This window comes from Streptomyces sp. NPDC059787 (genome assembly GCF_042732315.1).
Taxonomy (GTDB): domain Bacteria; phylum Actinomycetota; class Actinomycetes; order Streptomycetales; family Streptomycetaceae; genus Streptomyces; species Streptomyces atrovirens.
In genome coordinates this window covers 199,344-216,474 of sequence record NZ_JBHWHX010000008.1, presented here as the reverse complement: position 1 = coordinate 216,474, position 17,131 = coordinate 199,344, and the positions used below count along the sequence as shown (strand labels likewise).

Genomic DNA, 17,131 nt, shown 5'->3' with positions numbered 1-17,131 from the left:
GTGTGCTCCACCGTGATCGTGCCGAGCGTCCCGCGGGCGGCCGGGGTGTTCGGTCGGGAGTGTGCCGGCGGTGGGTCGGGCGCGGGCGTAGTCCTCGGGGAACGGCGACGAAGCTCGTGGTTTCCAGGAGGGAGGGCAAGGGGGCGTCAGGATCAGGGGCGCCATTGCGGGCCCCACCAGCGCATGCCGGGTGTTCGGGCGGGAGAGGTCGGGATGGCGGTGGGTCAGGCGCGTAGGCGCAGTCCTCTGGGTGTGGCGACGAAGCCGGCGGTCTCCAGGAGGGTGCCCAGGGGGGATGTCAGTGCGGAGGTGCCGTTGACGCGCTCCACCGTGACCGTGCCCAGGGAGCCCGCGCGGGCGGCTGCGGCGAGGGCCTCGGCGGCGGCCGGAAGACGCGGGTCGTCGGCGGGTTCGCCGTCGGAGTCGGCGGGCCAGGCCAGCAGCGTCTTGCCGCCGCGCTCCATGTAGAGCGTCAGCTCGCCGTCCACCAGCACCACCAGGGAGCCCGCCTTGCGGCCGGGTTTGTGCCCGGCGCCGGTCGGCGGCTCGGGCCAGCCCAGAGCGGCACCATAGGCGTTCGCCGGGTCGGCGGCGGCCAGGACCACGGCGCGTGCGGCGCGGTCCGCACCGGTACGGCGGCCGGCGAAGGGGTCGTACGCGGGACGCCCGCCGTTCCGCCGGGGCGGAGGGGACTGCGGGGCCAGGTCGCGCGGGGAGACGTAGTCGCCCGGTGAGAGACGGGGGTAGGGCATGTCGTCCGGGCCGGGGAAGCCGTCGTACGCGGAGGAGTCGCCGAACGAGTCGGGCGCGTCGGGGCCGGGGGCGGCCGGGAAGCCGTCGCTCCGCTCGCGGGCGTTGGCCGCCGCGCGGAGGCGGTCCACGGCCCCGTCCATCGCGAACTGGGCGGCGCCCAGACCCTCCACCACATAGCCGCGACGCGCCTGCCCCGTCTCCTCGAAGGCGGACAGCACCCGGTACACCGCCGAGAAGCCGCCCTCGACGCCCTCCGCGGAGACGGCCCCCCGGGTCACCACACCGTGCCGGTCGAGCAGGGTGCGGGCCAGGGCGTGGGCGCGGACCGTGGCATCGGTGTCCGTGTCCGGGAGCAGGGACCAGCGGCCGGCGACGGTCGGCGGGCCGGTGCGGGAGGCACCGCGGGCGGACGCCGTGAGCGAGCCGTAGCGCCCGCGCGGGACGGAGCGCTTCGCGCGGTGGGCCGTGGCGCCCGCGGTGCGGCCCGAGCCCAGCAGGGAGCGCATGGGCGTGAGCGTGTCGTTGGTCAGCCGCCCGGACCAGGCGAGGTCCCACAGGGCGTCGGCCAGCTGGGGATCGGTGGCCTCGGGGTGCGTGGTGGCGCGGACCTGGTCGGCGATCTGGCGGAAGAACAGGCCGTAGCCGCCGGAGAGGGCGTCCAGGACGGATCGGTGGAGGGCGGTCGGCTCCAGGGGGTGCGGGGGCGGCAGGAGCAGCGGGGCCGTGTCCGCGAGGTAGAGGGAGACCCAGCCGTCCTTCCCCGGCAGCGAACCGGCGCCCGCCCACACCACCTCCCCGGCGGCCGTCAGCTCGTCCAGCATCGCCGGGGCGTAGTCCGCCACCCGGGACGGCAGGACCAGCTTCTCCAGGGCGGACGCGGGTACGGACGCGCCCTGCAACTGCTCGACGGCGCGCACCAGGCCGTCGACGCCGCGCAGGGAGTGCCCCTTGCCGATGTGCTGCCACTGGGGGAGGAACTGGGCGAGCGCGGGCGGTGGCACCGGCTCCAGTTCGTGCCGCAGCGCGGCCAGGGAGCGGCGGCGCAGCCGGCGCAGTACGGCCGCGTCGCACCACTCCTGTCCGATCCCGGCCGGGTGGAACTCGCCCTGGACGACCCTGCCGGCCGCCGAGAGCCGCTGCAGGGCGCCCTCGGTGACCGCCACACCCAGTCCGAAACGGGCCGCCGCCGTCGCCGACGTGAACGGGCCGTGGGTGCGCGCGTACCGCGTGAGGAGGTCGCCGAGGGGGTCCTTGACGGGCTCGGTGAACGCCTCCGGCACACCGACCGGCAGCGCCGTGCCCAGCGCGTCGCGCAGCCGGCCGGCGTCCTCGATCGCCGCCCAGTGGTCGGTGCCGGCCACCCGCACCCGGATGGCGCGCCGCGCGGAGGCGAGCTCCCGTGCCCACTGCGGCTCGGCGCCCCGCTCGGCGAGTTCGGCGTCGGTGAGCGGGCCCAGCAGCCGCAGCAGGTCGGCCACGCCCTCCGCGTCCTTGACCCGCCGGTCCTCGGTGAGCCACCGCAGCTCGCGCTCCAGCTCGGTCAGCACCTCGGCGTCGAGGAGCTCGCGCAGCTCCGCCTGACCGAGCAGCTCGGCCAGCAGCCGCGAGTCCAGCGACAGGGCGGCGGCGCGGCGCTCGGCGAGCGGGGAGTCGCCCTCGTACAGGAACTGGGCGACGTATCCGAAGAGGAGGGAGCGGGCGAAGGGGGACGGTTCGGGTGTGGTGACCTCGACCAGGCGCACCTTGCGCGCCTCCAGGTCGCCCATCAGCTCGACGAGTCCGGGCACGTCGAAGACGTCCTGGAGACACTCGCGGACGGCTTCGAGGACGATCGGGAACGAGCCGAACTCTCCGGCCACCTGGAGCAGTTGTGAGGCGCGCTGACGCTGCTGCCACAGCGGGGTGCGCCGGCCGGGGTTGCGGCGCGGCAGCAGCAGCGCGCGGGCGGCGCACTCGCGGAACCGGGACGCGAACAGCGCCGAGCCGCCCACCTGGTCGGTGACGACCTGGTCGACCTCGCCCTTGTCGAAGACGACGTCGGCCGCGCCCACGGGGGCCTGGTCCGCGTCGTACTCGGTGCCGGCCTTCACCGGCTCCTGGTCGAGCAGGTCGAGGCCCATCAGGTCGGCGTCCGGCAGGCGCAGCACGATGCCGTCGTCGGCGTGCATCACCTGGGCGTCCATGCCGTACCGCTCGGAGAGTCGGGCGCCGAGCGCGAGCGCCCACGGGGCGTGCACCTGGGCGCCGAACGGGGAGTGCACGACGACCCGCCAGTCGCCCAGTTCGTCGCGGAAGCGCTCCACCACGATGGTGCGGTCGTCGGGGACGTGGCCGCAGGCCTCGCGCTGCTCGTCGAGGTAGGACAGGACGTTGTCGGCGGCCCAGGCGTCCAGTCCCGCCGCCAGGAGCCGCAGCCGGGCGTCGTCCTTGGACAGTGAGCCCACTTCGCGCAGGAACGCGCCCACCGCGCGGCCGAGTTCCAGTGGGCGGCCCAGCTGGTCGCCCTTCCAGAACGGCAGCCTCCCCGGCACGCCCGGCGCGGGGGAGACCAGGACGCGGTCGCGTGTGATGTCCTCGATGCGCCAGGAGCTGGTGCCGAGGGTGAAGACGTCGCCCACGCGGGACTCGTAGACCATCTCCTCGTCCAGCTCGCCGACCCGTCCGCCGCCCTTCTTCGGGTCGGCGCCCGCCAGGAACACCCCGAAGAGGCCGCGGTCGGGGATCGTGCCCCCGGAGGTGACGGCCAGGCGCTGGGCGCCGGGGCGGCCGGTGATCTCGCCCGTGACCCGGTCCCACACCACGCGCGGGCGCAGCTCCGCGAACGCGTCGGACGGGTAACGGCCGGCGAGCATGTCCAGGACGCCCGTGAAGGCGGACTCGGGCAGGGAGGCGAAGGGCGCCGCGCGGCGGACCATGGCGAGCAGGTCGTCGAGCTGCCAGGTGTCCATGGCCGTCATGGCGACGAGCTGCTGGGCCAGCACGTCCAAGGGGTTCGCGGGGACGCGCAGGGACTCGATGGCGCCCGCGCGCATCCGCTCGGTGACCACGGCGGCCTGCACCAGGTCGCCACGGTACTTCGGGAACACCACGCCCGTGGAGACCGCGCCCACCTGGTGCCCCGCGCGGCCGACGCGCTGGAGCCCGGAGGCGACGGACGGCGGCGACTCGACCTGGACCACCAGGTCGACGGCGCCCATGTCGATGCCCAGCTCCAGGCTGGAGGTGGCGACCACCGCGGGTAGCCGGCCCGCCTTGAGGTCCTCCTCGACCAGGGCGCGCTGCTCCTTGGACACCGAGCCGTGATGGGCGCGCGCGATGACCGCGGGCGCTCCCTGGGCGGCCCCGGAGCCGCCCATCAGCTCGGCGGGGGAGTGGTGCTCGTCCAGGGGCTCGCCGGTGGCCCGCTCGTAGGCGATCTCGTTGAGCCGGTTGCACAGCCGCTCCGCGAGGCGGCGGGAGTTGGCGAACACGATGGTCGAGCGGTGCGCCTGCACCAGGTCGGTGATCCGCTCCTCGACGTGCGGCCAGATCGACGGGCGCTCGGCGCCCTCCGAGCCGTCGGCGACCGGGGAGCCGCCCAGCTCGCCCAGGTCCTCGACCGGCACCACCACGGACAGGTCGAACTCCTTGCCGGACTCCGGCTGGACGATCTCCGCCTTGCGGCGCGGGGAGAGGAACCGGGCGACCTCGTCCACCGGGCGCACCGTCGCCGAGAGGCCGATACGGCGGGCCGGACGGGACAGCAGCTCGTCCAGCCGCTCCAGGGTGAGCGCGAGATGCGCGCCGCGCTTGGTGCCGGCGACCGCGTGCACCTCGTCGAGGATCACCGTCTCCACGCCCGTCAGCGCGTCGCGCGTGGCGGACGTCAGCATCAGGAACAGCGACTCGGGCGTGGTGATCAGGATGTCCGGCGGGCGGGTGGCCAGGGCGCGCCGCTCGGCGGGCGGGGTGTCGCCGGAGCGGATGCCGACCTTCACCTCGGGCTCGGGCAGCCCCAGGCGCACGGACTCCTGACGGATGCCGGTCAGCGGGCTGCGGAGATTGCGCTCGACGTCGACGGCCAGGGCCTTCAGCGGCGAGACGTACAGGACGCGGCAGCGCTTCTTGGGGTCGGCGGGCGGCGGCGTCGAGGCCAGTTGGTCCAGGGCGGCGAGGAAGGCGGCCAGGGTCTTCCCGGAACCGGTGGGGGCGACCACCAGCACGTCCGAGCCCTCCCCGATGGCCCGCCACGCGCCGGCCTGGGCGGCGGTGGGCGCGGAGAACGCCCCCGTGAACCAGCCGCGGGTCGCGGGGGAGAAGCCGTCCAGGGCTCGGTGCGGATCACTGACCATGCGTCCATCGTGCACCCGGCCACTGACAATCGGGCCGAGCCGGGGACGGGCGGGGCCGCGTGACAATGGCCGTATGGCGGATTCCCGGAAGGAGCGGGCGCGGCACTGGCGGTACGACGAACTGCCCGGTGTCGATCTGCTGCGTGCCCGGTACATACGGAAGACGTTCGTCCGGCACACCCACGAGAACTTCGTGATCGCCGCCATCGCCGACGGGGTCGAGGTCTTCCACCACGGCGGCGGCGACGTGTACGCGGGCGCCGGGGCCCTCGCCCTGGTGAACCCCGACACCCCGCACACCGGCCGGGCGGGTGTCCCCGAGGGCTGGCGGTACGGGGCGGTGTACCCGTCGCCCGAGGTGGTGGCCGCCATCGCCGCCGAGACCACCACGCTGCGCGGCACACCGGGGTTCGTGACGCCGGTGCTCGACGATCCGTACACCGTCCGTCTGGTGCACCAGGTGCTGCGGGCCACCGACGAGGGCAACGCGCTCGCCGCCGACACCCTGCTCCGGGTCGCGGTGACCCGGCTGCTGCGGCTGAACGGCGGGACGCTGCCGCGACGCGAGGTGCGCACGGCGGGCGCCGGGATCGCGGCACGCGCGCGTGCCGTGCTGGAGGAGCGGATGGCGGATCCGCCGACGCTGGAGCGGCTGGCCGCCGAGCTGGGCACCGGCTCGTTCGCGCTGCTGCGCGCCTTCCGGGACACCTACGGGATGCCGCCGCACACCTGGCTCACCGACGCGCGCGTGCGGCGGGCACGGCGGCTGCTGGACGCGGGGACGACGCCGTCGGAGGCGGCCGTCGCGGTCGGGTTCACCGACCAGCCGCATCTGAACCGGCACTTCGGCCGGATCGTCGGTGTGCCCCCGGGGGCCTACCAGCGCGAGCGCAAGAACGTACAAGACGCGCGGGGCGGCACGCCCGTACCGTCCGGGGCGTGGCAGTGGAACGGACAGAAGCGCTCGCAGACGTACGGGACGACGGAGGAGGAAAGCCGGACGGTGCCGTCGTACGGGACGCCCTCGGTGTCGGGGTCGCCGTCGGACTCTCCGGGTTCGCCTTCGGTGTGACCTCGGCGGGCAGCGGGCTCACCCTGCTCCAGACCTGTGCGCTCAGTCTGCTGGTGTTCACCGGCGCCTCCCAGTTCGCACTGGTGGGGGCGCTGGCGGCGGGTGGAGGGGCGTTCACGGCCGCCGCGGGGGCGTTCTTCCTGGGGGTGCGCAACGCGTTCTACGGGCTGCGGCTGTCGCAGCTGCTGGCGCTGCCCCGCGCGGTGCGGCCGTTCGCCGCGCAGTGGGTGATCGACGAGACGACCGCCGTCTCGCTCGCCCAGCCCGGCCGGCGCAGCGCGCGGATCGGGTTCCTGGTGACGGGGCTCAGCCTGTACGTCCTGTGGAACCTCACCACGCTGCTCGGCGCGCTGGGCGCCGAGGCGATCGGCGACACCGCCGCGTGGGGGCTGGACGCGGCCGGTCCCGCGGTCTTCCTGGCGCTGCTCGCGCCGATGCTGCGCACCGGGACCGAGCGGACCGTCGCCGGGCTCGCCGTTCTCCTGGGGCTGGGGCTGCTGCCCGTGCTGCCGGCCGGTGTGCCGGTCCTGGTGGCCGCGCTCGCGGCACCGGCCGTCCTGTGGGCGCAGGGCAGGAAGAGCGCCTCGCGCGGTGACATGGCGGAGGGGGACCGTTGAACATCTGGATCGCGATCGGTGTGACCGCCGTCGGCTGCTACGCCGTCAAGCTCGCGGGGCTGCTGGTGCCCGCCGGGGTCCTGGAACGTCCCCTCGTCAGGCGTCTCGCCGCGCTCCTTCCGGTCGCCCTGCTCGCCGCGCTGACCGCTCAGCAGACCTTCTCCGACGGCCAGGCCCTGGTCGTCGACGCACGGGCGGTGGGGGTGGCGGCCGCCGCCGTGGCGCTGGTTCTGCGTGCTCCGTTCCTGCTCGTCGTCGGAGCCGCGGTCGTCGTGACGGCGGGGGTGCGGGCACTGGGCGGGTGAGGCGGCCGTCGCAACGCCCCACGGCGTCCGGCACGCGCAGGGCGCGGGCGGTGTGCGGCGGCCGGCTGACCGGATCGCGCGGACCGGGTTCCAGCGCGTGGCCGTAACCGCGGTCGTCGTCCGCGGCAGGAGTCCGGCGCCGCCTCCACCGGACCGGCGCCGCCGCCCCGGAAGTGGTGGGCGAAGAGGTGCTGTGCGAGCACCCGCGCGGTGAGCCGGACGAACCGCTCCGCCCGCGCGAGCGGGCCCTGCGGCGGGGATGCCGGGGGCGGCGGGGCAGCTCCGGTGTCGGCCATGGGTCCGACCGCAGGCGGAAGGCGGTGCCGGCAGGCGGCCCGGCTCAGGACCACCACCGCAGGCGGGATACTGGGCGCATGCGGTTGACGGTTTTCTGGGAGCGGATGGCGGAGCACTTCGGCGCGGGCTACGCCGACACCTTCGCGCACGACCATGTCATGTCCGAGCTCGGCGGGCGCACCGTGCACGAGGCGCTGGCGGCCGGCTGGAGCGCCAAGGACGTCTGGCAGGTGGTCTGCGCGGTCATGAACGTCCCCGCGGAAAAGCGCTGATCGTCACAGAGACCGCCGGGAGCGCACGACCGCCGCCGACGTGGGCGAGACTTGGTCCGTGGCACCCACTGACGAAACCGGGCAGGCGGCCCGGCATCCCACCGCTCCCGGCGCGCCGCCGCCCGCCGGGCCCCCGACGGCCCCCATATCCGGGCCGGGCGCCCGCATGCCGCGCTGGCTGCCGCGCGCCATGGTGCTCGCCCTCGCGCTGTACGCCGTGTTCCAGCTGGGCAACTGGGCCTTCCACCAGCTCGTCGGCCTGCTGATCAACATCCTCATCGCGTTCTTCCTGGCGCTCGCCGTCGAGCCCGCGGTGAGCTGGATGGCCGCGCGCGGGGTGCGCCGGGGCCTGGGCACCTTCCTGGTCTTCCTGGGCGTGCTGATCGCGGCGGCGGGCTTCGTCACACTGCTCGGGTCCATGCTGGCGGGACAGATCGTCAAGATCGTCGAGGACTTCCCGGACTACCTCGACTCCGTGATCAACTGGATCAACACGCACTTCCACACCGAGCTGCGGCGCGTGGACATCCAGGAGGGCCTGCTGCGTTCCGACTGGCTGCGCAACTACGTCCAGAACAGCGCCACCGGTGTCCTGGACGTCTCCGCGCAGGTCCTCGGCGGTCTCTTCCAGCTGCTGACCATCGGTCTGTTCTCTTTCTACTTCGCCGCCGACGGGCCGCGGCTGCGGCGCACCGTCTGCTCCCTGCTGCCGCCCGCCCGGCAGGCCGAGGTGCTGCGCGCGTGGGAGATCGCCGTGAACAAGACGGGCGGCTACCTCTACTCACGCGGACTGATGGCACTGGTCTCCGGCCTGGCGCACTACGTGCTGCTGGAGTTCCTCGAGGTGCCCTACGCGCCCGTCCTCGCCGTGTGGGTGGGTCTGGTGTCGCAGTTCATCCCCACCATCGGCACCTATCTCGCGGGCGCCCTGCCCATGCTGATCGCCTTCACGGTCGACCCCTGGTACGCGCTGTGGGTGCTGATCTTCGTGGTGGTCTACCAGCAGTTCGAGAACTACGTGCTGCAGCCCAAGCTGACCTCCAGGACCGTCGACATCCACCCGGCGGTCGCCTTCGGCTCGGTCGTCGCGGGCACCGCCCTGCTCGGTGCCGTGGGCGCGCTGATCGCCATCCCCGCCGTCGCCACCCTCCAGGCGTTCCTGGGTGCGTACGTGCGGCGGTACGACGTCACGGACGACCCCCGTGTGCTCGGGCACCGCGGCCCCGGCGACGGGCCGGGCATCCTCATGCGCGTCCGTCATCGGTGGGCCCGCCGGCCGGGCGCGGGGCGGTCACGCGGCGGAGACACCGGGGCCTCCTAAGGGCGGCCGCACCACGCGGCACGCAGGACTCCGGTGCCGCGTGGTGCGCTTGACACGAAAATCGAACATCCATTCTCATGGAAGTGCCGATGAGGCTCAACGGCAGGTGTTATGTCCCAGTTCGGACAGGAATGCACCCACGTTATCCACAGGCCGGAGGTGCGTCGGGGCGCGTTGTCAGTGGCAGGCGTTAGCGTCTTTGACGTGAAGCGATCGAATCAAGCAAATCGGGTGGAACCCATGGCAGGAACCGACCGCGAGAAGGCGCTCGACGCCGCGCTCGCACAGATTGAACGGCAATTCGGCAAGGGCGCGGTCATGCGCATGGGTGACCGGACGAACGAGCCCATCGAAATCATCCCGACGGGATCGACCGCGCTCGACGTGGCCCTCGGCGTCGGCGGCCTGCCGCGCGGCCGTGTGGTGGAGATCTACGGACCGGAGTCCTCCGGCAAGACGACCCTGACCCTGCACGCGGTGGCGAACGCGCAGAAGGCCGGCGGCCAGGTCGCCTTCGTGGACGCGGAGCACGCCCTCGACCCCGAGTACGCGAAGAAGCTCGGCGTCGACATCGACAACCTGATCCTGTCCCAGCCGGACAACGGTGAGCAGGCCCTGGAGATCGTGGACATGCTGGTCCGCTCCGGTGCCCTCGACCTCATCGTCATCGACTCCGTCGCCGCGCTCGTCCCGCGCGCGGAGATCGAGGGCGAGATGGGCGACAGCCACGTGGGTCTGCAGGCCCGCCTGATGAGCCAGGCCCTGCGGAAGATCACCAGCGCCCTCAACCAGTCCAAGACGACCGCGATCTTCATCAACCAGCTCCGCGAGAAGATCGGCGTGATGTTCGGCTCCCCGGAGACCACGACCGGTGGCCGCGCGCTGAAGTTCTACGCCTCGGTGCGTATCGACATCCGTCGCATCGAGACCCTGAAGGACGGCACCGAGGCGGTCGGCAACCGCACCCGCTGCAAGGTCGTCAAGAACAAGGTGGCGCCGCCCTTCAAGCAGGCCGAGTTCGACATCCTCTACGGCCAGGGCATCAGCCGCGAGGGCGGCCTGATCGACATGGGCGTGGAGCACGGCTTCGTCCGCAAGGCCGGCGCCTGGTACACGTACGAGGGTGACCAGCTCGGCCAGGGCAAGGAGAACGCCCGCAACTTCCTGAAGGACAACCCCGACCTCGCCAACGAGATCGAGAAGAAGATCCTGACGAAGCTGGGCGTCGGCGTACGGCCGGAGGAGCCCGCCGCCGAGCCGGGCGCGGACGCCACGAGCACCCCTGCGGCCGAGCCGGCCGCGGTGCCGGCCCCGGCGGCCAAGGCCTCCAAGTCCAAGGCCACGGCGGCCAAGAGCTGACCCGTGACACGACGAACCGACTGGGCCGAGTACGAGTTCGCCGCCTCCGGTGCCCCGCGGGGGAGGGGCACCGAGGGCGGCGACGGCTCAGCCGTGGACGGTGACGCGGCGTACGACGACATCGCCGGCGGGGGCGGCCCCCGCGACGGGGGTGGCGCACGGGCGGGCGGCTCGCGTGACGGCGGGCCGCGCGGTGGACGCGGGCGCAGACGCCGGACCTTCGGCGAGGCGGTCGCGGAGGACGGGGGCACCTCTTCCTCGTCGAGGGCCGAGCGGGAGGAACCTCCGGCGGACCCGGTCGAGCGGGCGCGGGCGATCTGCCTGCGCCTGCTCACCGGGACCCCGCGCACCCGGAAGCAGCTCGCTGACGCCCTGCGCAAGCGGGAGATCCCGGACGAGGCCGCCGAGGAGGTGCTGTCCCGGTTCGAGGAGGTCGGACTGATCAACGACAGTGCCTTCGCGGACGCCTGGGTGGAGTCCCGGCACCACGGCCGGGGACTCGCCCGGCGCGCGCTCGCCCGGGAGCTGCGCACCAAGGGGGTCGATCCCACGCTGATCGACGCGGCCGTCTCCCGGCTCGACTCCGAGCAGGAGGAGGAGACCGCCCGGGAGCTGGTCGCCCGCAAACTGCGTGCCACCCGTGGCCTCGACCGCGACAAGCGGCTCCGCCGCCTCGCGGGCATGCTCGCCCGCAAGGGCTACCCCGAGGGCCTCGCCCTGCGCGTCGTCCGGCAGGCGCTGGAGGAGGAGGGCGAGGACACGGAGTTCCCCGACGACGAGGGGTTCTGAGACGACGGGGACGCGGCCCCGCCCCGGCTGCTCCCGACACCACGCCCTACGCGGGCGTCGGTGCCACCGGCAGCCCCCGGCCTCCCGTAGGCCCGGAAACCGCTCACCCGGATCCGTGGCCCGGCGGAGAGCCCGGCACCCGGCCGCCGCCCGCACGATGCCTGTGCGGCCGTGGGCGCCACCGGCAGTCCAGTGTTCCGCCAGGCCTGGGAACTGCCGAACGGACGTGTGGCCCGTTGGCGTCGCAGCGGCGACACCGCACCCGGCCGCCGCGCCGGCGCGGCACCTTGCGCGAAGCGGGCCCTATGGGCGGCCGGGCAGGGAAGCCGCCGATCAGGGCGGTGGCCCCGCCCGTCTCTGCGGTGGCACCGGACGGACCGCTCCCGGCGCGATGTCTACGCGGGCGCGGGCACGACCGGCAGGCCCGCCTCCCGCCAGGCCTGGAAGCCGCCCACCAGATCCGTGGCCCGGTGCAGGCCCAAGCGGTGGAGGGACTCCGCTGCGAGGCTGGAGGCGTAGCCCTCGTTGCAGATCACCACGATCCGCAGGTCGTGGCTCGTGGCCTCCGGGAGGCGGTGGCTGCCCCGCGGGTCCAGGCGCCACTCCAGTTCGTTGCGTTCGACGACGAGGGTTCCGGGAATGAGCCCGTCCCGGTTCCGCAGGGCGGCGTAACGGATGTCCACCAGCAGCGCCTCACCGGTCCGTGCGGCCTCGTACGCGTCCCGTGGTCCGACGCGTACGAGGCCGGCACGCACCCGCTCCAGCAGCTCGTCGATGCCCACGCTCACTGCCAGTCCTCCGGGCGTTCGACCTGCTCCAGGCGGAGAATGTGGCCGCTGCGACTGTAGCGGCGGATCCGTGGCAACGGCGGGTAGTAGGCGTGCACGGAGATCGCGTGCCGGTCCGGGGACTCGTTGAGGACCTCGTGGACGTGATGCCGTCCGAAGGCACGCCCCTGCCCGGTCCCCAGCCGTCGTTCCCGGTCCACGCCGTCCGTGAGTTCCAGGGTCTTCCAGCCGTCGGTGGGCAGCCGCGCGGCGAGCGAGTTCTCCTTCAGCTCGCCCGACGCGGTCATGAAGGCGCCGACGGAGTCGGCGTGGTCGTGCCAGCCGGTACCGGTGCCGGGCGGCCAGCCGATCAGCCAGGCCTCGCTGCCGCCGGGCCCGTCGAGCCGCACCCAGGTGCGTCCCTCGGGATCGAGCGGAAGGGCGGCGATCAGTTCGGCGTCGGCGACGATACGCCGTACGAAGTCGAGGAGGTCCGCCTGCGTGGGCGCGGAGACGGGAGCCGGAACAGGGGAGGAGACAGACACGTGCACCGTCCTGGAGAGGGTTCGCGGAGGCGCGCGGCCACACGTACGGGACGGCGAGCGGCGCGCGGGGAAGGGTGAGAGACGCGAATCAGCAGGACGGGCGACACACGCAGCCCGCATAGCGGACGAGGTCCATGTGGACCCTCCGCCACAGGTGCACGCAGGTGTCGGTCACGAGCGGAGTACACCACGGGGCCGCGCGCCGGTTCAACTCGTCGTCACCATGCGGACCGCGGGGTGACGACGACTCGACCGACCGGGACTCTCAGCGCGACCCGGCCCCCGCGTCGGCCCTGGCCTCCGCCTCCGTGGTGGCGGGCCCGCCGACCGCCGCTTCCGCCGCCGCGTACAGGTCCGCCGGGCGGACCCCGCTCAGCGCCGTCACCAGATGACCGTCGGGGCGTACCAGCAGCACGGTGTGGGCCGCCGCCCCCGGATAGCTCTCGGCGACCAGCAGTTCGGCCCGGTGCGGCAGCGCCGAGACGGCCGCCGCCAGCCGGGGCATGATCCCGGCGGACACCCAGTGCCGGCGCTCCCACACCCCCGTACCGGGCGCGATCAGCACCACCAGCAGCGCACCCCGGCCGAACCGGTCCCGCAGCCGGACGAAGGTGCCGTCCTCCGCCGTGACCCGTACGTCCGTCACCGCGGAACCGGGAGCCGTTCCGATGGGTGTCTCGCCCGCGAGGCGGCCGGGAGCGAGCGGGGAGTCGGCGTACGCCCCCGGCGCGCCCAGCGCGCCCCGCCCCAGGTGACCGTCCATCAGCAGTGTGTCGTGTCCCCGCGCGACCCCGGGAACGTAGGAACGCAGTCCACCGCCGCCGCGTACCAGCGGCAGCGCCTGGTCGGCGGCGCGCAGCCGGGCGGCGACGACGGCGCGGCGCTCGGTCTGGTAGCTGTCGAGCAGCGCCTCGTGCGGACCGTGGTGCCAGGCCAGCGCCAGCTTCCAGGCGAGGTTGTCGGCGTCGCGGAGCCCTTCCTCCAGCCCGTGCGTGCCCAGCGCGCCGAGCAGATGTGCCGCGTCCCCGGCGAGGAACACCCGGTCGGCCCGCCAGCGCCGGGCCAGCCGGTGGTGGACGGTGTGCACCCCGGTGTCCAGCAGTTCGTACGGCGGGGTCGGACCGCCGGTCCAGCCGGCCAGGGTCTCCCGGACCCGGCCCAGCAGCAGTTCGGGCGTGACCAGGTCCTTGCCCGGCGGCAGCAGCCAGTCCAGGCGCCATACCCCGTCCGGCAGCGGGCGCGCGGTGATCTCCCCGGCCGAGGGGCCGGACGAGCGCCACGGCGGCGTGCGGTGCAGCAGCGCCTCGTCGTACCAGGGAAGTTCGGTGCGCAGGGCGGCCACGGCGTGACGTTCCACCGCGGTGCGGCCGGGGAAGCGGATGTCCTGGAGCTTGCGCACGGTCGAGCGCGGGCCGTCGCAGCCGACCAGGTAACTGCCGCGCCACCAGGTGCCGGTGTCGCCGCGGGTATGGGCGGTGACACCCGAGGGCTCCTGCTCCATGGTGTCCAGCCTGCTGTTCACGGCGATCCTGACGAGCCGCTCGCCGGCGAGGGCCGCGCGCAGCGCACCGGTCAGGTCGTGCTGGGCGATGTGCAGGGGCGCGGGCCCGGTGTCGCCGAAGGCGACCTCGGCCGTCACCTGCTTGCGCCGCATCGACCGCCATCCGGCCCAACGGACACCGGCGTGCGCGAGCGGCACGCCGGTCAGCCGCTCCATGAGCGCGGCGGTCTCCTCGCGCAGGACGACGGTGCGCGCCGGACGGGGTTCGTCCTTGCCCGGCCCTTCGTCGAGGACCACGCTCGGCACTTCCTGGCGTGCCAGCGCCAGCGCGAGCGTGAGCCCGACGGGCCCCGCTCCGACGATGATCACCGGGTCCACGGCGCGGCGCCCCCTGCTCGAAGTGACGTCCGAAGGGACGTGGAGGAACAGGAAGATGGAGCAGGGTGCACGATCACAGAACGTATGCAACCTATTGCCGGTGCTTGCGTCAAGTGACCGAAGGGCAGTGGCGATCATGAAGTGGGGAGGGGCCGGTCACACCACTTGACTGTTCATCACATGAGTCCGGGGCGTACGGCTCCTCCGCACCGCGGGCGACAGCCGGCAACTCGACATGACTGTGGCCCGCCGGGATGCGGCGGGCCACAGTCATGTCGTACGTCAGGCGTGCGTCACTTCTCCGCACCGGTCCCGTGCGTGCCACCGACCTCGGCCGCGTTGAGGTCGTCGACATCCTCCGGGCCGAGCACCGCGCCGGTGCTGCGCTTGCTGCGGCGCAGGCGCTTCTCGAGCCAGGAGGCGAAGGAGGTGAGGATGAAGTTCAGGACGATGAAGATGACCGCCACCACGATGAAGCTCGGGATGACGTTGGCGTAGTTGGCCGCCAGTGTGCCGCGCGAGTTCAGCAGCTCGGTGAAGCCGAGCATCACGCCGCCGAGCGCGGTGTCCTTCACGATGACGACCAGCTGGCTGACGATCGCCGGGAGCATCACCGTGACCGCCTGCGGCAGCAGGATGTTGGTCATCGTCTGGCTCTTGCGCAGACCGATCGCCTGGGCCGCCTCGCTCTGCCCCTTGGGCAGGGCGAGGATGCCGGCCCGGACCACCTCGGCGAGGACCGAGGCGTTGTAGAGCACCAGGCCGGTGACGACCGCGTAGAGGGGCCGGTCCTCGCTGGTGACGTCCGTGGAGCGGGCGAAGAACTCGTTGGCGAACAGCATCAGCAGCAGCACCGGGATGGCGCGGAAGAACTCCACCACCACGGCGGCCGGGATGCGTACCCACCGGTGGTCGGACATCCGGGCGATGCCGAGCACAGCGCCCAGCGGAAGCGCGATGACCATGGCCAGCGCCGCCGCCTTCAGCGTGTCCGCGAGGCCGGGCAGCAGATAGGTCGTCCACGCCTCGGACTGCGTGAACGGCTTCCACAAGGACCACTCCAGCTGGCCCTTGTCGTCCATCGTCCTGTAGACCCACCACAGGACGAGGGCCAGGACGGCCACGAAGACGACCGAGAGGATGACGTTGCGCCGCTTGGCCCGGGGGCCGGGGGCGTCGTACAGAACGGAGGTCACCGCTTCACCGCCAGTCGCTTGCTCAGCCAGCCGAGGATCAGGCCGGTGGGCAGGGTCAGTACCACGAATCCGAAAGCGAAGACCGCGCCGATGAGCAGCGTCTGTGCCTCGTTCTCGATCATTTCCTTCATCAGCAGCGCGGCCTCCGCCACACCGATGGTGGCCGCCACCGTCGTGTTCTTGGTCAGCGCGATCAGTACGTTCGCGAGCGGACCGATGACCGAGCGGAACGCCTGCGGCAGCACGATCAGGCTGAGGACCTGGGTGAAGTTCAGCCCGATGGCGCGGGCCGCCTCGGCCTGTCCGACCGGCACGGTGTTGATGCCGGAGCGCAGCGCCTCGCAGACGAAGGCCGCGGTGTAGGCGACCAGACCGAGCACCGCGAGGCGGAAGCCCTGGAGCGCGAAGTCGTCCGGCGCGCCCATGGTCATGCCGAAGATGTCGGCGAGGCCGAGCGAGGTGAAGACGATGATGACGGTCAGCGGGATGTTCCGGACGATGTTCACGTAGGCGGTCCCGAACCACCGCATCAGCGGGACGGGACTGACCCGCATCGCCGCCAGCAGGGTGCCCCAGATCAGGGAGCCGACGCCCGAGAACACGGTGAGCTTCACCGTCATCCAGAACGCGCCCAACAGGGTTGGGTCGTCATAGTCAGAAATAAAGTCGAACACGATCTCCCGCGCTTCCGGGTGTGTGGCCTACGGGGCGGACGCGGCGCGCCGCCGTCCTGATCGCGACGGACGGCGGCACGCCTTCTGGACCCGCGTTGCGGTCCTGGGCTTACTTGACGATGTTGCCGATCTGCGGGGCCGGCTCGTTCTTGTACTCGGCCGGGCCGAAGTTCGCCTCGACCGCCTTGTCCCAGGACTTGTCGCTGACCATCTTCTCCAGGGCGTCGTTGATCTTGTTGACGGTCTCGGTGTCGCCCTTCTTGACGCCGATGCCGTAGTTCTCGTTGCTGAGCTTCAGACCGGCGAGCTCGAACTTGCCCTTGTACTGGTCCTGCGCGGCGAAGCCGGCGAGGATCGAGTCGTCGGTGGTCAGCGCGTCCACGGCACCGCTCTGCAGTGCGGCGACGCACTCGGAGTAGGTGCCGACCTGCTTGAGCTGGGCGTCCGGGGCGAAGTCCTTCTTGACGTTCTGCGCCGACGTCGAGCCGGTCACCGAGCAGAGCTTCTTGTCGTTCAGGTCGGTGGCCTCGGAGATGCCCGAGCCCTTCTTCACCAGCAGGTCCTGGTGGGCCAGCAGGTAAGGGCCGGCGAAGTCGACCTTCTCCTTGCGCTCGTCGGTGATGGAGTAGGTCGCCGCGATGAACTTCACGTCCCCGCGCGAGAGGGCGTTCTCACGGTCGGCGCTCTTGGTCTCGACCCACTCGATCTGGTCGGGCTCGTAGCCGAGCTCCTTGGCGACGTAGGTCGCCACGTCCACGTCGAAGCCGGAGAAGGAACCGTCCGGCGTCTTCAGACCGAGACCGGGCTGGTCGTACTTGATGCCGATCTTGATCTTGTCGCCGCCGCCCCCGGAGGAGCCGTTGTCACTGCTGTCGTCGCCGCCACAGGCGGTGGCGGTCAGGGCGAGAGCGAACACGACGGCCGAGGCGGCGGTGACCTTGCGGAGCTTCATGG

The 17,131-nt window shown here is 72.8% G+C and carries 14 protein-coding genes and 1 pseudogene; 7 read left to right on the top strand and 8 right to left on the bottom strand.

The features are described 5' to 3' along the window. Positions 1-224: 224 nt before the first annotated feature. Positions 225-5,084 carry an ATP-dependent helicase gene (locus tag ACFV5H_RS10545; protein WP_385194002.1) on the bottom strand — a complete coding sequence of 1,620 codons (4,860 nt, stop codon included), beginning with the start codon at positions 5,082-5,084 and terminating at the stop codon, positions 225-227. On the opposite strand from ACFV5H_RS10545, the pseudogene ACFV5H_RS10540 reads away from it, so the two are divergent. From ACFV5H_RS10540 to recX, 7 genes and pseudogenes are all read left to right on the top strand, one after another. Next, positions 4,972-5,958: pseudogene (locus tag ACFV5H_RS10540) on the top strand (AraC family ligand binding domain-containing protein); the annotation flags it as partial. The gene ACFV5H_RS10545 and the pseudogene ACFV5H_RS10540 sit on opposite strands and share 113 nt — an antisense overlap. Positions 5,959-6,029: 71 nt before the next feature. Continuing rightward, entirely contained in the window at positions 6,030-6,773 is a 744-nt protein-coding gene (locus ACFV5H_RS10535) for an AzlC family ABC transporter permease (protein WP_385055381.1), read from the top strand. Beyond that, entirely contained in the window at positions 6,770-7,078 is a 309-nt protein-coding gene (locus tag ACFV5H_RS10530; protein ID WP_385055343.1) for an AzlD domain-containing protein, read from the top strand. Before ACFV5H_RS10535 ends, ACFV5H_RS10530 begins: the two co-directional genes overlap by 4 nt. Before the next feature lie 374 nt (positions 7,079-7,452). Further along, a complete protein-coding gene (locus tag ACFV5H_RS10525) occupies positions 7,453-7,647 on the top strand; it encodes a DUF3046 domain-containing protein (RefSeq protein WP_385055340.1) in 195 nt (64 codons plus the stop codon). 58 nt (positions 7,648-7,705) lie between these two features. Next, entirely contained in the window at positions 7,706-8,968 is a 1,263-nt protein-coding gene (locus tag ACFV5H_RS10520) for an AI-2E family transporter (protein ID WP_385193999.1), read from the top strand. A gap of 240 nt (positions 8,969-9,208) precedes the next feature. Further along, complete coding sequence (gene recA, locus ACFV5H_RS10515) at positions 9,209-10,327, top strand: recombinase RecA (RefSeq protein WP_385055335.1); 1,119 nt, start codon at positions 9,209-9,211, stop codon at positions 10,325-10,327. 3 nt (positions 10,328-10,330) lie between these two features. Continuing rightward, positions 10,331-11,116: a recombination regulator RecX gene (gene recX / locus ACFV5H_RS10510; protein WP_385193996.1), complete on the top strand. Its 786-nt coding sequence runs from the start codon at positions 10,331-10,333 to the stop codon at positions 11,114-11,116. Positions 11,117-11,511: 395 nt separating this feature from the next. Here recX and ACFV5H_RS10505 read toward each other — a convergent pair whose 3' ends face one another. From ACFV5H_RS10505 to ACFV5H_RS10475, 7 genes are all read right to left on the bottom strand, one after another. Next, positions 11,512-11,904: a rhodanese-like domain-containing protein gene (locus ACFV5H_RS10505; protein ID WP_385055331.1), complete on the bottom strand. Its 393-nt coding sequence runs from the start codon at positions 11,902-11,904 to the stop codon at positions 11,512-11,514. Continuing rightward, positions 11,901-12,434: a cysteine dioxygenase gene (locus tag ACFV5H_RS10500; RefSeq protein ID WP_385055328.1), complete on the bottom strand. Its 534-nt coding sequence runs from the start codon at positions 12,432-12,434 to the stop codon at positions 11,901-11,903. The genes ACFV5H_RS10505 and ACFV5H_RS10500 overlap by 4 nt, the downstream gene beginning before the upstream one ends. An 82-nt stretch (positions 12,435-12,516) precedes the next feature. Then, complete coding sequence (locus ACFV5H_RS10495; protein ID WP_311710492.1) at positions 12,517-12,588, bottom strand: putative leader peptide; 72 nt, start codon at positions 12,586-12,588, stop codon at positions 12,517-12,519. A gap of 105 nt (positions 12,589-12,693) precedes the next feature. Continuing rightward, entirely contained in the window at positions 12,694-14,307 is a 1,614-nt protein-coding gene (locus ACFV5H_RS10490) for an FAD-dependent monooxygenase (protein WP_385193993.1), read from the bottom strand. 293 nt (positions 14,308-14,600) lie between these two features. Next, entirely contained in the window at positions 14,601-15,503 is a 903-nt protein-coding gene (locus ACFV5H_RS10485; protein WP_385193991.1) for an amino acid ABC transporter permease, read from the bottom strand. Further along, a complete protein-coding gene (locus ACFV5H_RS10480) occupies positions 15,500-16,177 on the bottom strand; it encodes an amino acid ABC transporter permease (RefSeq protein WP_385193989.1) in 678 nt (225 codons plus the stop codon). Before ACFV5H_RS10480 ends, ACFV5H_RS10485 begins: the two co-directional genes overlap by 4 nt. Before the next feature lie 109 nt (positions 16,178-16,286). Further along, positions 16,287-17,129: a glutamate ABC transporter substrate-binding protein gene (locus ACFV5H_RS10475; RefSeq protein WP_385193986.1), complete on the bottom strand. Its 843-nt coding sequence runs from the start codon at positions 17,127-17,129 to the stop codon at positions 16,287-16,289. Positions 17,130-17,131 lie beyond the last annotated feature (2 nt).